This is a genomic window from Caballeronia sp. dw_19, assembly GCF_018449515.1.
GTDB lineage: Bacteria > Pseudomonadota > Gammaproteobacteria > Burkholderiales > Burkholderiaceae > Caballeronia.
Genome location: NZ_JAAVUQ010000006.1, coordinates 134,900 through 153,679 on the forward strand (window position 1 = coordinate 134,900; position 18,780 = coordinate 153,679).

Consider the following 18,780-nt stretch of genomic DNA (forward strand, 5'->3'; position numbering starts at 1 on the left):
AAACAAAGACATTTGCTAACCGCAAAATTCAGGAGACAAAGATGCAGATTCGGGACGACGGAGCGAAAATCGGGAAAACGAGATGGAAGCGCATCGGCTTGCTGGTGTTCATCAGCTATCTGATCGCCTTTGCCGACCGCTCGAACATCGGCGTGGCGGCGCCGCAGATGGCGCATGACCTGCAACTGGGCACCACGATCACCGGCGCGCTGCTGTCGGCGTTCTTCTGGGGATACCTGGTCACGCAGATTCCCGGCGGATGGCTCGCGAGCAGGATCGGCCCCAGCCGCGTGATCGCGGTGGCCATGACGATCACCGGTGTAGCCGCCTGCCTCACGGGCCTGGTTCACAGTCTTCCGGCCTTGCTGGCGGTACGGGTGGTGATGGGACTGGCCGAGGGCGTGATCTGGCCATCGTTCGCGGTCATTTTCGTGCGCTGGTTCCCGGCTCGCGAACGCGCGCGCGGGATTGCCTTCGCGCAATACGCACTGCCCTTGTCTTCGGTCGTGATGGCGCCGCTTGCCGGCTGGATGATCGATGTCTTTCACTGGAAGACCATGTTCATCCTGCAAGGCATCCCCGCCGTTGCGATGGCTCTGCTGGTCTGGTTCTTCGTCTCGGATGATCCGGCGAAGGACCGCTGGATCAGCCCTGCCGAGCGGGACTTCATTGTCCAGCGGCGTCTCGCCGGCGTGGGCGCGGACGGTACGTTCTCAGGCGTATTGCTGCGCCCGACCGTATGGCTGCTGTCCTTTGCTGCGCTCTGCTGGATCATGGTGATCTTCAGCTTCGGCCTCTGGATGCCCAGCCTCATCAAGCAGCATTTCGTCAGTGGCTTCCAGGCCGTGGGCTGGCTGACCGCCCTGCCGCCGTTATTCGGCGCCATCTCGATGTTCCTCAACTCATGGCTCTCGGATCGGCCGTCGACCATCTCGCGCGGCTGGTTTGTCGCGTTGCCGTTGATCGTCTCGGGTGTCGCGCTGCTCACCCAGCACTATGTGGACGGCGGCCTGCCGTTCTCGATGGTGATGTTCTGCATTGCGGGCGCCGGACTGTATTCGCCCGGCGGGACGTGGTGGGCCTGGGTGCTGAGCAAGGTGCCACGCAACCAGGCCGCGCCGTCGGTCGCGCTGATCAACGTGTTCGCGAGCTGCGGCGGCGTGGTCGGCCCTCTCGTGGTCGGCTTCTTTGCCCGGGGCGGCAACCTCTCCAATAGCTTCTACATTCTCGGCTACGCCCTGTTCGCAGCGGCGGCGATGGTGGTCTACATCATCGCCAAGCCGAATTATCAGGAGTACGAGGCTTCGGCGGACACTGTCGTGACGCACTAGAACTCGTTGTCCACGGCGCGAGGTCCGGAATAACGGACCTTGCACCGCGATTGCTTTCCCCTTCGTCCATGCGATGCCGCGTTTTCTTGACGGCCGGCATCCGGCTGCCCATACGATTCCAACCCAAAGGAGTGAAGAGTGAAAACTGTTGCCTGTCTGGCCGCCATTCTCGGCCTGTGCGCGCAGACGTCTCATGCGCAAAGCAGCGTGACGCTGTATGGCCTGCTCGATGCCGGCCTGACCTACACCACCAATCAGAACGGCCACCACAACATCCAGGAAACGACCAGTCAGATCCAGGGCGACCGGTGGGGACTGCGCGGAGTCGAAGACCTCGGCGGCGGCTTGAGCGCCATCCTGACTCTGGAAAGCGGCTTCACCTTGCCGACCGGCACGCTTGCGCAGGGCGGCCGCGAATTCGGCAGGCAGGCATTCGTGGGCCTCGCGAGCAACCAATACGGTTCAGCCACATTCGGCAGGCAGTACACCAGCATCTTCGACTATCTCGGGCCGCTTTCGCTGACCGGGACCATCGCGGGCGGCACGCAGTTCGCCCATCCGTTCGACAACGACAACCTCAATGGATCGCTACGGGTGGACAATTCCGTCAAATACACGAGCCCGCGCTTCCACGGCTTGCTCGTGAGCGGCATGTACGGCTTCTCGAACGCGGCCGGGGACTTTGCCAACAACCGCGCCTACAGTTTCGCCACGTCGTATATCTACGGCGGCCTGAATCTCGTGGCGTCCTACCTGCAATTCAACAATACCGTTGCGCTCACCGGCGGCGTGCAGCAGATCAGCAACAGCAATGGCGCGATTGTTTCGGACAATACCTTTACCGCCTCGCGCCAGCGCACCTGGGGCGCCGGCGCCAACTATACGCTCGGCCAGCTTACGCTCGGCCTGGTGTTCACGCAGACCTTGCTCGACAATCCATTCGCAATCCTTGCCAGTTCATCCGGGGTGAGCGGCGGACTCAGCCTGAACGGGGACAACGCACGCTTTAACAACTACGAAGCCAATGTCCGATACATGTTCACGCCGGCCTGGTCGGTTTCCGGTGCTTATACCTACACGGACGGCAAACTCAACGGGCGCAATCCGAAGTGGAACCAGGTCAGCCTCCAGACCTCCTACCTGCTGTCCAAGCGTACCGACGTCTATATCCAGACCGAGGTACAACAGGTGAGCGAAGACGGGCTGAAGATCGGCGCCGATATCTTCGGCATGTCCACGGCGTCGAACAACAACCGGCAGCTGGGCGTCACCGTGGGCATGCGGCACAGGTTCTAGGCCAGTCGTCCGCCTGGCTGCGACCGTACGCGCCTTTGCCAGTGGGCCGGAGCCAGGCCCGGCACCGGGCTCTCGAAGGCGCGTATGCAATCATCGAGCAGGCAACCAAGATAGGCGGTGCGCCGTTGCGGACCGCCGAACGCAAGGCTGGAAATATTCCCAAGGCGGGAATGTCCCGCAGTCTTCATGTCCTCCTGCGCAAGCGCGCCCTCGCGCAGCTTGCGCGCCAGCCCCTCTGCATAGGCGGTATCCGTATCCGACAGCACCGTCTGCATGTTCCCATCCGGGCGCAGGACCACGAGCCGGTTACTGCCAATACACGTGATCCACGCGCCGCCGTGGGCGTCGAAGGTCAGGCCATCGGGCAGATCCGCGCCATCGAACTCGGCCATGACTTCCTTGGCGCCCAGCACGGCGCCGGGTTGCAGTGAAAACCGGCTGACGCGCTGGTTATAGGTTTCGTTGACGTAGAGCCACTGGCCATCGGGAGAGAAGGCGATTTCGTTTGTATAGCCGATGCCATCCGCGACGATGCGGGCCCCGCGCGCATCCACGACACCGATAAAGCCATCCGCCACACGATGATTCCATGCGTCGGTACGCGGCCGTTTGCGGGTGCTGACGGTGAACCAGAGCCGCTGTTCGCCATCGACCAGAACGAAGTTGCTCGGCGGCAGCGGCTGCCCGTCGAGCGAGTCGAGGATCGCTTCGACATTGCCGGCGGCATCGATCGCGAAAATACCGCCAACGTCCTTGCCGAGATCGGCGAAGAGAACCCGGCCGTCCGGCGCCACCGCGATACCGTTGGGCAGATAGGCGCGCGGGGCGGGCTGCCGTATCAGCGTGTGCTCGACGCGGCCGTGCGCGTCAATCAGCGAATAGCCGGCGCCTCCATGCGCTGCGACGAGCGTGCCATCGGATAGCGCCAGCACGCATTCGGGGCGTGTCAGGCCCCGCGCGACAATCCGCAAATCGGTGAAGTCGAGGGAGAAGCCCGGATCCAGTGGATAAGACATCGTTTATTTTCCCGTGTTCGATAGCGGCCGTTATATTTCCCACTCCGAAATTATTTCCTGCGTGTGCTCGCCGTGCCTTGGCGCCGGATAGCGCACGGTGCAGGGGGTATCGGAGAGTTTGACCGGAAAACCGAGCATGCGAACCGGGCCGTGTCCCGGGTGATCGACTTCGATCACCATCTCGCGATGCAGTGTCTGCGGATCGTGGAACGCTTCGGGCAGGCTCTGCACGAGACCGCAGGGCACGCCCGCCGCGTTCAGCCGATGAACCCAGTTCGCCTGGGTATCCGAACCAATGCGTTCGTTGACAATAGCGTTGAGCTGATCGCGGTTGTGCATGCGCAGGGTATTCGTGCGAAAGCGCGGGTCGGCGCGCAGGTCGCTGAGACCCACGACTTCAAGGAAACGGTCGAGCACCGCTTCCGTGCTCAAGGCCACGGCGATATCACCGTCGCTGCCGTTGAACATGCCATATGGCGCGGTGATGGGATGATCATTGCCCGTTCTGCGCGGCGTCTCGCCGGTCGCGAGATGATCGGAGGCATACCAGGCGAAGAGGCTCATGATCGAGTCCATCATCGCCGCTTCGACGCGCTGCCCGCGGCCGGTCTGGTCCCGCGCGCGCAATGCGTTGACGATCCCGAACGCCGCGTAGAGCCCAGCGACGAGGTCCGTCACTGGAATGCCGGCGCGAAACTGCTTGCCGCCTTCGTCGCCGTTCAGACTCATGAAGCCGCTCATGGCCTGCGTGACGAAGTCGAAAGCGGGGCGTTGAGCATAAGGTCCGCTCGAACCGTAGCCGTTGATGCTGGCCACGATCAGCCGCGGGTTGATCTCGTCCAGCCGCTCGGCGGAAAATCCCATTGCCGCGAGCACGCCGGGCCGGAAGTTTTCGACGAGCACATCCGCGCGCGCCAGCAGCGCGGCCATCCGCAGCTTGCCTTCTTCAGTGCGCAGATCGACGGTCATCGACCGCTTGTTGCGATTGAACGCCGCGAAGTACGTGCTCAGTCCGTTGACGATCGTGCCCTGGGTGCGAATCGGATCAGGGTTGCGCGGCGCCTCGATCTTCACCACGTCGGCGCCCATGTCGCCAAGCAGCATCGTGCAGAAGGGGCCCGACAGGATGCGCGTCAGGTCGACAACCCGGACGCCGGACAAGGGTCGCGTCATCACTCAGCCCGCGGCCGTGGCGACAGTGCCTGCGTCATGCAGGCGCAGGCGTGGACCGGCGCGCATGACTTGCCCCACCAGGCGCTTGCCGAGCAACTTTTCCATCTTGTGCGCCACGGCAATGGCCGCTTCCAGGTCCACCCCGGTCTCGTAGCCGCTGCCTTCCAGGAGGAACAGCAGGTCCTCGGTGCAGATGTTGCCGGTTGCGCCCGCTGCGAACGGACAGCCGCCCAGGCCGCCGACCGACGAATCGAAGCGGCGGATGCCCTCTTCCAGCCCGACGAGCACGTTCGCCAGCCCCACGCCCCGCGTGTTGTGCAGATGCAGTGCGAGCGGCGTGCCGGGCAACGCGGCGCGCACCGCGCGCACCAGCGTGCGGATGTTGGCCGGCGTCGCCATCCCGGTCGTGTCGCTGAGCGTCACCTGGCTGGCGCCGGCCTCGACATACGCCCGGGCTATCTTCAGCACGTCGTCCACCGCGATGTCGCCTTCGAACGGGCAGCCAAACGCCGTCGCGACCGCACCGATCACGTCGATGCGACGCTCGCGGCGGTTGCCTTCAGCGAGCCGGGCGACGACCGAGGGGACACCGGCGAGCGTCTCGTCCACGCTGCGGTTGAGGTTCTTGCGGTTGTGCGTGTTTGATGCGGAACACACGAGTACCGCGCCGTCGAGCGAGGTCTCGACGGCGCGTTCGGCCGCCCGCAGGTTCGGCACCAGCGCCAGCAGGCGCGTATGGGGAGCGCGCGTGATGCCGTCGATCACCTCCTCCGCGTCGGCCAACTGCGGCACGGCCTTGGGCGAAACGAACGACGTCACCTCGATGCTGCCGATGCCTGCGGCGATCATGTCGTTGATCAAGCCGATCTTGCGGGCGGCCGGGATCACGACCGGTTCGATCTGCAATCCGTCGCGCGTGCCGACTTCAGTGACTTCGACGAATCGATCGTCGTGATGGGGTTGCGGCTCGGCGTTGGACGGGTTCATCGTGTGGATCTCCAGGCTGTCGTAATGACGGGGCGTTGGTGAGGGCATTGTTGAGACCGTTGGTGAGACAATCGGTTACCTGCTTCGGCAGCCCCGGGCCGACACGTATGATCGCCGCGACGCGCGCAAACCGCCAAGCGACGATTGAAGGCTCCCCCCCTCTCCGAATGAGATGGCTCACCTATGCGCAGACTGGATACCACCTCCGCCCGGCTCTTCGTGGCGATCGCCGAGGAAGGCAGTATCGCGAAGGCCGCCGCCCGCGAACACATTGTCGCCTCGGCGGTGAGCAAACGGCTTTCGCAACTGGAGTCGATGACGGGCGTGGCGCTCGTCGAGCGGGGCCAGCACGGCATCCGGCTCACGCCTGCCGGGGAAGCAATGGCACACCACGCCCGCATGGTCGTCCAGGCGCTCGACCATATGCAGACAGAGATGTCCGAGTACGCCCAGGGCGTGCGCGGCCACATTCGCGTGCGTATCAGCGCATCGGCGCTCGCGGCCGGCCTGCCCTCGCAGATACAGAAGTTCGTCAAGCAGCATGCGGGCGTCAAGATCGACCTCGAAGAGCACGAGACGCCGTTCATCGTGCGCGACGTGGCCGAGGGTCGCGCCGATATTGGCCTCGGCCCCGATTTCTTCGGCCATGCAGGCTTGCGCCTGATCCCGTACAAGCGCTATGACCTCGCGGTTGCCGTGCCCGCGAAACACCCGCTGGCAAGACGCAAGGATGTCCGCTACGCCGAGACGCTGAAATACGAGCAAGTCGAACAAAATCAGGCCAGCGCCTTGTCGCAACTGCTGGACTATGCGGCCCGGCAAAGTTCAGCGGCCAAGAAGACGCGCATCCGGGTGCGGGGATTCGACAGCGTCTGCAACATGATCGGACTGGGATTGGGCATCGGCGTCGTACCGTCATTCCTGGAAACGACCTACGGCAGGATGCACAACCTGCGGTTCATTCCGCTCACCGACCCGTGGGCGCATCCGATGATCTGCATCATGATCAGGGACCTGGATAGCCTGCCGTCCGCCGCCCGCGCGCTGGTCGAGCACCTCGGGCGTCTCGCCTCGGCGCCGGGCGCTCAGACATAGCAGGGGCCGTCGATCAGCGGATGTTCCTTCACGAACGCTTCGTTTATCACGATACCCACGCTCACGTCGTCATAAGCGCTGACGCATCCCTGCGCGTCGAGTTCGTAAGGCGGCCGGTTCGTCAGATGGTCGCGGAACGGATTGAGCACGGTGACATCGGCTTCGAAATAACCCGGCTGTTCGATCGCGCACAGGAAGTGGATCGAGGTCGCCATGTTCGGCGCGGTGGTGGACGTATGCGGGTTGACCGAGATTTTTTGCGCGCTGGCCATCGCCGCGATGCGCATGCCTTCCGTCACGCCGCCGGTCTTCGATAAGTCCGGTTGAACGAAACGCACCACGCGGTCATCGAGCAGCGTGTTGAAGTCGAACCGCGTGAAATGATTTTCGCCGGCAGCAAACGGTACCCGGCCGAGCGCCGCGCCTTGCGCATACGAGCGGCGGTCGTGGGGCGGAAACGGTTCTTCGAGCCAGCCAATGGCCGCTTCCTCGAAGGCCGGCATGACCTTCCTCACGTCCTCGACCGTGTACGCGGTATTGGCGTCCACCAGGATATCGACGTCCGGCCCCACCGCGCGACGCACCGCCTGGACCCGTTCTATGTCCCGCGCCGGCGTGTCGCCCATGCGCAGCTTGAGCGCACGATAGCCGATCCCGACAAGCCCGAGCGCTTCGTCCGCGAGCATGTCCGCAGGTTGCCAGCCCAGCGAAATGCCGCCCGCGTAAGCCTTGATCGGCTTGTTGGCGCCGCCGAGCAGGCGATACAACGGCCATCCGGCCGCCTGCGCACGGATATCCCACAGCGCGCAATCCAGGCCGCTCAACGCCATGCTCGCGGCAGCGCCCACGCCGTGACTGGCCAACTGCATCTTGTAGACGTAGGCCCAGATACCGACCACGTCGAACGCATCCTTGCCGAGCACCAGATCGCGCAAGGTCGTATCGACGACACGGCTTACCGCCCCCGGACATCGGCCGTGATGCGCTTCACCCCAGCCCACGATCCCTTCGTCAGTCTCCACGCGCACCAGCACGGCATCGCGCTTGACGGTGCGGCCGAGGCTCAGCGTCACGGACTTGTCGGCAGGAACAGGAAAGGAAATGGGAAACGAACGAACCTCGACGATCTTCATGGTGGCAGCCCCGATGAAAGCATGATGGACCGGCGCCCGGCATGCACGACAGGTGCAAGGCCGGGCAGCCGGGAAAGCCGTTCATTGCGTTGCGCGCTTGCGAAGCAGGTGGCCGATACGTTCATTCATCATCTCGGTCGACCCGTCGGTGTAGCACAGCAGCTTCGCCGCGGCGAGATGCCGTGAAAGCGGAATCCCGGCGAGCAGGCCGTTCGCGCCCATCGCCTGGACGCACGCGGCAATGCCGCGCGACGCACAGTCATTGCCGAATTTCTTGGCCATCGCGGCGGCTTCCTGCGCGTCGGCGCCCGCATCGATCAGCCGGGCACCGCGATACGTCAGCAAGCGCAGGGCTTCAAGGTCCGTCGCCACATCGACGAGGGACCAGCGCAAGCCCTGGAAATCCAGCAAGGGCTGCCGGAACGCCTGGTGTTCGGCGCCATAGCGCAGCGCGGTGGCAAGCGAGGCGTCGAGCATGCCCGCGTTCATCGCCGCGACATGCACGCGCGCGCGATTCACTGCCTGCATCGCCGCCTTGAATCCCTGGCCGGGCGGATAGAGCAGCGTGTCGTCCGGAACGAAGCAGTCGGCAAGCGTAAAGCCGCCCACGCCAATGGCGTGGCAGCCGTGCAACTCATAAGCGGGCAGCCGCGTGAAGCCGTCACGGGCGGCTTCCACGACAAAGCACGCAATCCCGTCCTTGCCGAGAGAGGCGTCCGTCTGCGCATAAGTCAGGCAGACATCCGCCACCGATGCATTCGATATCCACGCTTTCTCGCCATCGAGCCGCCAGCCGCCCGGAACCTTGCGCGCGCGGGTCGCAATGGCGGCGAAGTCGCTGCCCGCGCCCGGTTCGGTCATGGCCGTGCAACCGATCAGTTCTCCTTCGAGCATCGGCGCGACGAGCCGTTGCGCGACCTCCGGTGCGGCCGATTCCGCCAGCCTGACGATCACGTTGTGCTGCTGCATCAACGCGAAGGTGAAGGCGAGATCGTGCTTGCTGAACTCCTCCGCCATGCGCATCTTCGCCGAATACAGCAGGCCCAGGCCGCCTGATTCCCGTTCCAGTTCGACGGCGGCGAAGCCTTCGACGCAGGCAGCCCGCAAGGCATCGCGCGGCGAGGAACGCGCGTATTCCCATTGCCGGGCATGCGGCCCGATCGATATTTCGGCGAAGCGGCGGCATCGTTCGATGAACGCCCGCTCGGCCGCGGGCAGCGCGGAATCGAACTGTTCGGTCGGTGTCATCTTCAGATGTCCGGATTGACTATGACGCGCCCTTCGACCTTGCCGTCGAGCAAGGCGCTCGCGGTCGGGATGGCTTCTGCAAGCGTAATCTCGGTGGCAATCGCCGCGATCATCTTCGGATCGATCGCCCTGGACAGCCGCTCCCACGCGGACAGACGTTTCTCGATCGGCGCCTTGACACTGTCGATACCCGCCAGCGTGACGCCGCGCAGGATGAACGGCGCGACCGTCGACGGGAAGTCCATTCCTTGCGCGAGACCGCAGGCCGCCACGGCGCCGCCGTATCGGGTACCCGCGCACACATTGGCGAGCGTATGGCTGCCGACACTGTCGATCGCGCCGATCCAGCGCTCCTTCTGCAAAGGCTTGCCGGCCTCCGAAAGCGTCTGCCGATCGATGATCTCCGCCGCGCCGAGCGCCCGCAAGCGCTCGGCATGTTCCGCGCGGCCCGTCGATGCGATCACGCGATAGCCCAGCCCCGCGAGTATTGCCACGGCAAAACTGCCGACACCGCCGTTGGCGCCGGTGACGAGCACCTCGCCCTGATCCGGCGCGATCCCGGCGCGCTCAAGAGCCTGCACGCACAGCATCGCGGTATAGCCGGCGGTGCCGATCGCCATGGCGTCGCGCGCGCTTATGGACGCCGGTAACGCGATCAGGAAATCGCCCGGGACGCGCGCCTTTTGCGCGAGACCGCCCCAATGATTTTCCCCGACGCCCCACCCATTCAACAAGACTTTATCGCCCGCATGAAAACGCGGATGCTCGCTCGACTCGACCACGCCGGCGAAATCGATACCCGGAATCATGGGCCAGCGCCTGACGACCGGACCGCGCCCGGTGATGGCCAGTGCGTCCTTGTAGTTGAGCGTGGAATATTCCACGGCGACCGTCACGTCACCCGGCATCAACAGCGCTTCATCCACGGAGGCCACGCGTGCGCGGGTATCCGTGCCGTCCTGCTCAAGCAGCAGTGCTTTAAACATCGTGCTTCCTCGCTAGCGTCATGAAGAACATATTGGCGAACAGCCGCATCGGTCCGGCATCGCGCGTCAGCTTCGCACGCAAGATCGCGCCTTCCCAGCCGATCCAGAAAAATTGCGCCAATGCTTCGGAATCCTGATCAGGGGACAGTTCGTTGCATGCGATTGCCTCGCGGAAACAGTCGGCGGTGCGATGCTGCCAGGCAAGCAGAACGGCTTCCAATTGATGCCTGAAACTGTCATTCAAACCGCCGAGTTCCTGTCCGAGATTGCCCACCAGACAGCCGCGCTGAAAGCCGAAGCGCTCCATGCCGCGCACGGCCTCGTCGACGAAATCGCCCATTCGCTGCAAGGGCGAACGGGACGAATCGCTCAGCAGCCGATCCAGCTTGCGCTGGAAATACGCCGCATAGTTCTCTATGACGGCTTCGCCGAACTCATGCTTGTTGCGAAAGAAGTGATAGAACGACCCTTTCGGAACGCCGACCAGCCGCAGCAGTTCGTCGATGCTCGTTACCTGGAAGCCGCGTTCCGTGCACATCTGCGTGCCGCATCGGATCAGCGCCATGCGCGTGTCGGTACGCGCCGACGCACGCGTCTTTCGGTCGATTCGCGCAGGCGGCGCGACGTGTTCGGTGTCTTCGGTGGGTTTGTGTCGAGTACTCATCAGATAGGCTGGCGGGTCCGTTGGGTCGTTGCGTTGGGTCGTCGGTTAACATTATTGTATTTTTGAACAGACTGGTCTATTCTTTTTTTGAATCGCGAGGCCGAGGTCCATTTCATTGAGCTTTGCAGCGAATCGCCGCCTGGCTGACACAGTGACGCAGGCGGCGCCGGGTCAGTACATCGTCGATCGGATTGGCGTCGGGTCACCCATGACACAAAGCGTTGCGCCGTTTTCCCTTCCTCTTCACGGGATGCCCACGCCTTTGCACGAGCAGGTGCGAGAGCACGCGCGGCGCGCACCCGGCAAGGTGGCGCTGGTCTGGTACGGACGCGAAATCACGTACGCGGAGCTCGATCAATCGAGCGACGCATGCGCGGCGGTTCTGGCCCGCGAAGGTGTGAAGCAAGGCGAGCCCGTCGTCCTGTTCATGCAGAACTGCCCGCAATTCGTGGTCGCATTCCTCGGCATCCAGAAACTGGGCGCGATCGTCAGCCCGTGCAGTCCGCTGTTCAAGCGTCACGAACTGGCGTATCAGCTTGGCGATCTGGGTGCGCGCGTCGTCATCGCCGCGGATACGCTTTATCCGGTCGTCGAGCAGGTCCGGCACGAAACGGCCTTGCGAAGCGTACTGCTGGTCCACTATCAGGACATGTTGCCGGCGCATCCCACCTACGCCGTGCCGCAGGAGATCCGCCATTCCCGCGTGGTCGCGCCGGGGACTAGCGACCTGCTCGCGGAGATGGCGCGCTGCACGGACCCGCCACCGCGCCCTCGGCTTCACATGGATGACATTGCCTTGCTCATCTACACCTCGGGCACGTCGGGCCGGCCCAAGGGGGCGATGCTGAGTTACGGCAACGCCTGGTTCAAGACCAGCGGCATCACGAAGCTGAGTGGTCTCGACGCGAACGGCGTGCACCTGGCCGTCCCTCCCCTTTATCACATCTCGGGGATGCTCTATGGCCTGGACATCCCGCTCTTCAGCGGCGCGACCTCGGTCCTTCACTACCGCTTCGACGCGGTCTCGACCCTCGAGTCCATCGCGCGGCACAAGGTGACCTACTGGAAAGCAATCGCGCCGATGCTCGTGGCGCTCATGGATGCGCCCGACGCCGGGCGCTTCGACCTTTCGTCGCTGCAAGTGACGAGCGCGTCGAGTTTCGGTATCCGCATGACGCAAGCGCTCTCGCTGCGCTGGCAAGCCTTCACGGGCTGCATGGCGACAGAAGCGGGCTACGGTCTCTCCGAAACCCATACGGGCGATGTCATCACGCTGCCGGGCACGGTGCGCTGGGGAACCAACGGCCGCCCGCTTCCCGGCGTGGAATGCAGGATCGTCGACGCGTTTGACGGACGCGATCTTCCCGTGGGCGAGCACGGTGAAATCGTCCTGCGCAGCCCGGGCAACTTTCACGGCTACTGGAAGCAGCCGGGGAAAACCGCCGAAACCTTGCGCGACGGCTGGCTGCATACCGGCGACATCGGCAAGCTCGATGAGGACGGTTACCTTACCTTGCTTGGTAGAACGAAGGAAATGATCAAGGTTTCGGGCTACAGCGTCTTTCCTGAAGACGTGGAAGCCATTCTGGTCCGGCATCCAATGGTGCGCCAGGCGGCGGTCGTCGGCATGCCGGATGCGAACCGCGGCGAAGTGGTGAGGGCTGTGGTGGTCCTGAAGGGCGAGGCGTCCGGCTCGGTCAGCGAGAGCGAGTTGATTGCCTGGAGCCGCGAGAACATGTCGGCCTACAAGGTGCCCCGTCAGGTTGAATTTCGCAGCGAGCTTCCCACCACTGCTTCCGGCAAGGTCATGCGCAGGATGCTTCTGGAATAGTGGTCCGTGTGTTTTCACGCCGCCGATCGTCTGCAGTCAGCAGTCAGCCGTCGATCAAGGCACCCGACAATCGCGCCGGCGAGCGCGATCCGACAATATCAATGGAGACGTTCATGACAGTTTCGCGATTTCCTGTCGGCATGGCGGGCATGGCGGGTGCGCCGCCCCGCTGCTGTGGCGGTCCCTGCACGGTGTCGCCACAGATCCGGCAAGGAGGACGATGATGCCCGATCACGCCTTCCATACGCTCGGCTGGGTACGCTGGCGCCGCCTGATGCCCGTCATCTTCCTGCTCTACACCATTGCCTACTTCGATCGCGTCAATATCGGCATGGCGCTGCCGAGCATGTCGCATGACCTCGATCTGTCGTCCTCGCAAGCGGGCTTTGTCGCCGGGGTATTCTTCTGGGGCTATCTGATCAGCTTCATTGCTGGAGGCTGGCTTGCGCCGCGCTTCGGGGCGAAGCGCACGATCCTCGGCGCGCTGCTGCTCTGGGGTTTCTTTTCGATGTCCACCGGCCTCGTGCGCAATGTCTATGAATTGTCGCTTGCGCGCTTTCTGCTCGGTCTGGCCGAGGGACCCGTATGGGCGTCGATGTCGCTGCTGCTCTCGCAGTGGTTCGTCAAGTCCGAGCGAGGCCGGGCCTTCGGTTTCTGGAACCTGGCCATCCCCTTCGGCGCGCTGCTCTCCGGTCCGATCTCGGGCTTCGTGCTCACCCACGCGAACTGGCACACCATGTTCGTACTCGAAGGCCTGCCGGCGTGGCTCTGGGCGATCGTCTGGTGGAAAGCCATTCCAAGCGGCATCGAGACCGCTCATTGGTTGCCCGATCACGAGCGCACCGGCCTTGAAAAAGGGCTTGCCGAAGAAAAGGCCGCCTTTGCCGGCGCGGGCTTGTCCAAACGCTGGCGCGATGTCCTTCGCCAGCCCGCGGTCTGGCTCTTCATGGCAACGTACTCGATGGCCAACATGGTCGCCTATGGATTCGGCCTGTGGCTGCCTTCGGCCATCAAGGCGGCCAGCGCGCTGAATGTGAGCCCGCAGATGATTGGCTGGCTCAATGCGCTGCCCTATCTCGCGAGCGTGCTCGGCCTGCTTTTCATTACCCATAGCTCGGATCGCTTCCAGGAGCGCCGGCTGCACGTGGCCATCCCGCTCATCCTGATCGGGGTGCTGCTCTATGTCGGTTCCCGTCTGGGCGCCCATCTGATTCTCTTGCAAATGGTGGTCTTCACGCTGATCGGGTTCTTTCTGTTCATGAACGTGCCGCTCGTCTCGGCCCTGATCACGGACATCTTTCCCCGCGAACTCGCGATTCCGACCATTGCCGTCACGGGTGGGATCGGCAATCTGGCGGGAGGGTTCATCGGGCCACTGCTGGTGGGAGGCCTCAAGCAGATGACCGGCAACTTTTCACTGGCCTTTGGCGTGCTCGGTGCGGTCGGCATTCTCGGTGGCGTCTTTGTCTCCGCTGTTCGCCCTTTGCGTCTGCATCACTCCGATACACAGAGCAGTCTTGCCACAGACGGACGAGCCAAGCAGAGTTAATCGCGTACGTGGCGCGTCCGTCTTGCCCTTCTTCCGGGTAATGACCAGAACCATCCTCCTGGCATAAACCGCCGTGGGCTCGTCGTTAGATCAACTGCGCCGGCTTCATGCTGACAGCCGCCCACGCAGCGGGAAACGCCGGGCCTCAGTCTTGGCATGCCGGTGCTGGCCGAATTGCCCGCGCATGCCTGCAGCTGATCGCGGCGCGCCCGCTTCATTGAGCCCGTTTCCCTGATGCCGACACCAGATAGAGGCGAACGAGTTCGCGGATTTCGGCCATCAGCATGGCGCGCGCGGCGGCCTCTTCGTTGGCAATACTGACCACTCCCTTAAGCAGGTGGAGCAGGACCACCGCCATGACCTTCGCCCTCGCCGGGCTCAGGTCGGGAAGCGCCTGGCGCAGGATGTTCGCCACGCCCCCGCGCATCGCCTGGCGAAACCGCTTGCGTTCGTCGACGCTGCCCCCGCGTGCATCCACGAGCGCGACCGCGAAGCTGCGCCGCGACTGAAGCACGAGCATGAAGTCGACGAATGCATCGGCCACGCTTTCAAGCGTCATGTCCGGTACCTGCTGCTCCAGTTCAGCGAGCCCCATCTTTACCTGCTGCGCGTAACGAAGCAGCAACGCGTCAGCGAGCGATTCCTTGGACGGAAAGAATCGATAAAGCGAGCCGATCGCGGTCCCCGAGCGGGCGGCGATCTCGGTCATGGTGGCCGCGTCATAGCCTTTTTCCGTGAACACTTCGACCCCGGCCTCCATGATCGCGGCGACGCGCAGGCGCCCCCTTTCCCTTTTTGGTTCGCAAGCGCGCGGGGAGTCCTGAGTGGGCGTAGACGAAGTCATGCTGCTCTTCCGATATGCGAGTATTTGATAGGTATTCCTCGCATACTAGCATGCCGCGTGATTCGGACTCTCTCTACTCGCTGACTGTTTTATCGTGCATGAATCGTTCCCCGGTTTACGCATCCCCGTTGACTTATGCGAGGATGCCCTCTAACATTGTTTGCGAAGATGCCCTCGCAAAAGCGCCGTACCTTCCATGCAGACCGGCTGGCCGCTCGCCTTCGCTGATTGTCGGCACGTACGACACTTTTCCCCGACGCCCTGAACGGACCGTCGCATACATCGCATAAGTCACAACGGCACAACCCGCGTCTCATTCAGTCATGACTCAACAAACGCTTCAGCGGCCCTCGGGGTGGATCGAAAGATCGAGACCAGCCGTCCAGTGGACCGCGCTCATTGGCCTCTCGCTCGGGTTCGGCGCCGTCCTCTTCTGGCTCGGCGTGCCCGCGGCCATGTTGATCGGTCCGCTGCTGGCGGGAATCGTTATCAGCGGCAATGGCGGAAAACTGCGGCTTTCCCGGCATGCATTTGTGCCGGTCCAGGGGATCATCGGCTGCATGATTGCCAGGATGCTGCCGTCATCAACCGGGGGCGAGCTTGGAATCCATTGGCCGGTCTTTGCAGCAGGCGTTTTATCCGTGATCGTGGCAAGCGGCATCCTCGGGTGGGTTCTGGTCCGCATGCGTGTCCTGCCGGGTACGACCGCCTTGTGGGGAGTCAGCCCGGGGGCGGCAACCGTGATGACCTTGATGGCCGAGGCCTTCGGCGCAGACGCGCAGTTGGTTGCGGTCATGCAATACTTGCGAGTCCTCATGGTCGCGGCAATCGCTTCCGTCCTGGCGAAAGTAGTTGGTGCGAACCCGCATCACGCCGTGGCGGCCGTCACCTGGTTTCCTGCAATCGCGTGGCTGCCGTTCGCCAAGACGCTTGCCCTCGCGGTGCTGGGTCCTCTCCTCGGACAACGGCTGCGAATCCCCATGGGCCCGATGCTCGTGACCCTCGTGGCGGGCGTCGTCCTGGTTCACCATGGCTGGCTGAGCATCGAGCTGCCGCGCTGGTTGCCGGCCATTGCCTATGCATTCGTCGGCTGGCGAATCGGCCTGAGATTCACGCGCCCTCTTCTCGCTCATGCCGCTCGGGCGTTGCCTCGCATCATTGCATGCTCGCTGGCCTTGATCGTGGTGTGCGGCGCGATAGGCGCAGTGCTTGTCGCGGTAGCCGGTGTCGATCCCCTCACGGCCTATCTGGCGACGAGTCCAGGAGGCGCAGATTCTGTCGCGATCATCGCGGCGTCGAGCAACGTCGATGTCCGCTTCGTGATGGCCATGCAGATGGCGCGCTTTCTCGCCGTGCTGGCCATTGGACCCGCCACCGCCAGATTCCTCGCGCGGCGTGCCACGGCGAACGCGAACGCCGCCGCCGCCGCCGCCGCTTCATCAACAGATAGCTGAGGCGGCGGCACGGCGCGTCAGCCCCATTCAATTTCCTACTACCATCGAGGTAATCACATGCAGCATGTTTGGGTGTTTCTCGCCGGAGCGCTTCTGTGCAATTGCGTCCCGCACCTTGCTTCCGGCTTGCAGGGGTTTTCATTTCCTACGCCGTTTGCCCGGCCAAGAGGCGTGGGAAATTCTCCGCCGATCGTCAACGTCCTGTGGGGATTCGCCAACCTGGCCCTGAGCCTTCTGGTCGCCGCCCGCCACGCGAGCATGCCGGATATCGGGCTGGATGCCGTAGCGGGACTTGCAGGCGGCCTTGTGATGGGGATCTACCTGTCGCTTCATTTCGGCAAGGTTCAACGCGACAAGCAACTGAGCTGACAGCGACCGGCATTGCAGGCAGATTAAGACGTCACTGTTCCTCAGCGGGGAATTTTGAATGCTGACTTGTTCCCCTATATTCCTGCTCTTCGCGCGCCCATAATCCAGGCAGCCCACCTCACCTGTCGAAGGTCCCATGCGCCTGCTTCACGTCATCGCGTCACCACGCGCCGAGCGTTCCGCTTCGCTCGATGTCGCCCACGGTCTCATCACGCACTGGCGTGCCCGCTATCCACAAGGCGAGGTGGATACCCTCGATGTCTGGCACACCGACTTACCGCCCTTCGATGGCCCGGCGCTCGGCGCGAAATACGCCGGTCTTGAGGGCACGCCGCTGAGCGCCGAACAGGATCAGGCATGGCAGCAGATCGGGCAACTCGCCGGGCGCTTTACACCCGCCGACGTCATTGTCATCAGCACGCCAATGTGGAATTTTGGCATTCCGTATCGGCTCAAACACTTGATCGATGCGGTGTCGCAGAAGGACCTGCTGTTCACGTTCGACGGACAGAGCCTCAACGGTTTGCTCACCGGCAAGCAACTCATCGTCATCGCCGCGAGAGGAGCGCCGCTTGGCGGCGACTACCCGGAAGCGGACTTCGATCATCAGGTTGCGTATCTGCGGACCTGGGGCCGGATGGTGGGCATCACCCGCTTCGAGCCGATCGTCGTGGAAGGTACGCTGCTAGGTCCGCAAGCAGATCAACAAAGCCGCCGCGCAGCACATGCGAGGGCCGCTGAACTTATCGCGCAGCCTTGATACAGCAGGCTGCGCCTGCTAACCAAAGGAGAGATGACATGATGGAAAAACGCACGCTCGGAAAAAGCGGGCTCGAGGTATCCGCGCTCGGCCTTGGCTGTATGGGAATGAGCTGGGCCTACGGCGCCGCGAGCGACAGGCAGGAGACGATCACGCTGATCCGCGACGCGGTCGGGCTCGGCGTCACGTTCTTCGATACAGCCGAGGTCTATGGCCCCAAGGTTAACGAAGAACTGGTCGGCGAAGCGTTGCAGCCGGTGCGGGAACAAGTCGTGATCGCGACCAAGTTCGGCTTCGAACTCGATCCCGCCGGCGGCCCGATGCCGGTCGGCATCAACAGCCGTCCCGAGCACATCAGGCAGGTGGCGGACGAAGCGCTCAAACGGCTGCGCACAGACCACATCGATCTTTTCTACCAGCATCGTGTCGATCCGAACGTGCCGATCGAAGACGTGGCGGGCGCGGTCGCCGATCTCGTCAAGGCGGGCAAGGTAAAGCACTTCGGACTTTCCGAGGCGAGCGTCGCGACAATTCGCCGGGCACATGCGGTGTTTCCGGTCACGGCCGTGCAGACCGAATATTCGCTCTGGACCCGCGACCCGGAGGCGGAACTGCTGGGTGCGCTCGAAGAACTGGGCATCGGCTTCGTCTCTTACAGCCCGCTCGGCCGCGGCTTTCTGGCTGGCGCATTCAAGCGCGGTGACGCGCTGGCGTCAAATGACCTGCGCCGCCGGCACCCACGCTTCCAGCCGGACGCGATGCAGAAGAACCTGTCGCTGGTTGACGGCCTGACCGACATCGCCAGCGGCAAGGGCATCACCCCGGGTCAGCTTGCGCTCGCCTGGGTGCTCGCCCAGAAGCCCTGGATCACGGCCATTCCCGGCACCCGCAAGCGCGCGCGTCTGGAAGAGAACATCGCATCAGCCAGCGTGACGCTCACGCAAGCCGATCGCGACGCGATCGAGGCCGTCATTGCGGAGCACGCCGTCGAAGGCAAGCGCTACGGCGACAACGAAATGTCGATGCTCAATCTATGACGAGCGC

At 63.5% G+C, this 18,780-nt stretch carries 17 protein-coding genes and 1 pseudogene; 10 read left to right on the forward strand and 8 right to left on the reverse strand.

Going from position 1 to position 18,780, the window contains the following annotated elements:
- The first annotated feature begins 41 nt into the window (after positions 1–41).
- Entirely contained in the window at positions 42–1,331 is a 1,290-nt protein-coding gene (locus HB376_RS10840; protein WP_213763656.1) for an MFS transporter, read from the forward strand.
- Positions 1,332–1,469: 138 nt separating this feature from the next.
- Positions 1,470–2,627, forward strand: coding sequence for a porin (locus HB376_RS10845; protein ID WP_213763657.1), 1,158 nt, complete (start codon positions 1,470–1,472; stop codon positions 2,625–2,627).
- Here HB376_RS10845 and HB376_RS10850 read toward each other — a convergent pair.
- From HB376_RS10850 to HB376_RS10860, 3 genes are read right to left on the reverse strand one after another with little or no spacing between them, the layout of a single operon-like run.
- A complete protein-coding gene (locus HB376_RS10850; protein ID WP_213763658.1) occupies positions 2,624–3,643 on the reverse strand; it encodes an SMP-30/gluconolactonase/LRE family protein in 1,020 nt (339 codons plus the stop codon). The two genes, HB376_RS10845 and HB376_RS10850, sit on opposite strands and share 4 nt — an antisense overlap.
- 30 nt (positions 3,644–3,673) lie before the next feature.
- A complete protein-coding gene (locus HB376_RS10855) occupies positions 3,674–4,816 on the reverse strand; it encodes a CoA transferase (RefSeq protein WP_213763659.1) in 1,143 nt (380 codons plus the stop codon).
- 3 nt (positions 4,817–4,819) lie between these two features.
- Positions 4,820–5,803, reverse strand: a complete 984-nt coding sequence (locus tag HB376_RS10860; RefSeq protein ID WP_213763660.1) for a hydroxymethylglutaryl-CoA lyase — start codon at positions 5,801–5,803, stop codon at positions 4,820–4,822.
- Between the two features lie 183 nt (positions 5,804–5,986).
- On the opposite strand from HB376_RS10860, the gene HB376_RS10865 reads away from it, so the two are divergent.
- Complete coding sequence (locus tag HB376_RS10865) at positions 5,987–6,898, forward strand: LysR family transcriptional regulator (RefSeq protein ID WP_213763661.1); 912 nt, start codon at positions 5,987–5,989, stop codon at positions 6,896–6,898.
- Here the strand turns inward: HB376_RS10865 and HB376_RS10870 are convergent.
- The 4 genes from HB376_RS10870 to HB376_RS10885 form a co-directional block, all read right to left on the reverse strand.
- A complete protein-coding gene (locus tag HB376_RS10870) occupies positions 6,889–8,031 on the reverse strand; it encodes a mandelate racemase/muconate lactonizing enzyme family protein (protein ID WP_213763662.1) in 1,143 nt (380 codons plus the stop codon). The two genes, HB376_RS10865 and HB376_RS10870, sit on opposite strands and share 10 nt — an antisense overlap.
- Before the next feature lie 81 nt (positions 8,032–8,112).
- Positions 8,113–9,279, reverse strand: coding sequence for an acyl-CoA dehydrogenase family protein (locus tag HB376_RS10875; RefSeq protein ID WP_213763663.1), 1,167 nt, complete (start codon positions 9,277–9,279; stop codon positions 8,113–8,115).
- Positions 9,280–9,281: 2 nt separating this feature from the next.
- Positions 9,282–10,265, reverse strand: coding sequence for an MDR family oxidoreductase (locus tag HB376_RS10880; RefSeq protein WP_213763664.1), 984 nt, complete (start codon positions 10,263–10,265; stop codon positions 9,282–9,284).
- Positions 10,258–10,929 carry a TetR family transcriptional regulator C-terminal domain-containing protein gene (locus HB376_RS10885; RefSeq protein WP_213763665.1) on the reverse strand — a complete coding sequence of 224 codons (672 nt, stop codon included), beginning with the start codon at positions 10,927–10,929 and terminating at the stop codon, positions 10,258–10,260. Before HB376_RS10885 ends, HB376_RS10880 begins: the two co-directional genes overlap by 8 nt.
- A gap of 115 nt (positions 10,930–11,044) precedes the next feature.
- Here HB376_RS10885 and HB376_RS10890 point away from each other — a divergent pair, with 115 nt between their 5' ends.
- The 3 genes and pseudogenes from HB376_RS10890 to HB376_RS40910 all read left to right on the forward strand — a co-directional run.
- A complete protein-coding gene (locus HB376_RS10890; protein WP_346730474.1) occupies positions 11,045–12,760 on the forward strand; it encodes an AMP-binding protein in 1,716 nt (571 codons plus the stop codon).
- Positions 12,761–12,983: 223 nt separating this feature from the next.
- On the forward strand, positions 12,984–14,309 hold the full coding sequence (locus HB376_RS10895) for an MFS transporter (protein ID WP_213763666.1): 1,326 nt from the start codon (positions 12,984–12,986) through the stop codon (positions 14,307–14,309).
- A gap of 89 nt (positions 14,310–14,398) precedes the next feature.
- Positions 14,399–14,530, forward strand: a pseudogene (locus HB376_RS40910) (polyamine ABC transporter ATP-binding protein); the annotation flags it as partial.
- Here HB376_RS40910 and HB376_RS10900 read toward each other — a convergent pair.
- Positions 14,524–15,153: a TetR/AcrR family transcriptional regulator gene (locus HB376_RS10900; protein ID WP_213763667.1), complete on the reverse strand. Its 630-nt coding sequence runs from the start codon at positions 15,151–15,153 to the stop codon at positions 14,524–14,526. The pseudogene HB376_RS40910 and the gene HB376_RS10900 overlap by 7 nt on opposite strands.
- Before the next feature lie 323 nt (positions 15,154–15,476).
- Between HB376_RS10900 and HB376_RS10905 the strand changes: the two genes are divergently transcribed.
- From HB376_RS10905 to HB376_RS10920, 4 genes are all read left to right on the forward strand, one after another.
- Positions 15,477–16,607 carry an AbrB family transcriptional regulator gene (locus HB376_RS10905; protein ID WP_213763668.1) on the forward strand — a complete coding sequence of 377 codons (1,131 nt, stop codon included), beginning with the start codon at positions 15,477–15,479 and terminating at the stop codon, positions 16,605–16,607.
- A gap of 57 nt (positions 16,608–16,664) precedes the next feature.
- Positions 16,665–16,976 (forward strand): hypothetical protein, encoded by a 312-nt coding sequence (locus HB376_RS10910; RefSeq protein WP_213763669.1) that lies wholly within the window; start codon positions 16,665–16,667, stop codon positions 16,974–16,976.
- Positions 16,977–17,112: 136 nt separating this feature from the next.
- Positions 17,113–17,736: an NAD(P)H-dependent oxidoreductase gene (locus HB376_RS10915; protein WP_213763670.1), complete on the forward strand. Its 624-nt coding sequence runs from the start codon at positions 17,113–17,115 to the stop codon at positions 17,734–17,736.
- Positions 17,737–17,777: 41 nt separating this feature from the next.
- On the forward strand, positions 17,778–18,773 hold the full coding sequence (locus HB376_RS10920; RefSeq protein ID WP_213763851.1) for an aldo/keto reductase: 996 nt from the start codon (positions 17,778–17,780) through the stop codon (positions 18,771–18,773).
- Positions 18,774–18,780: the final 7 nt, after the last annotated feature.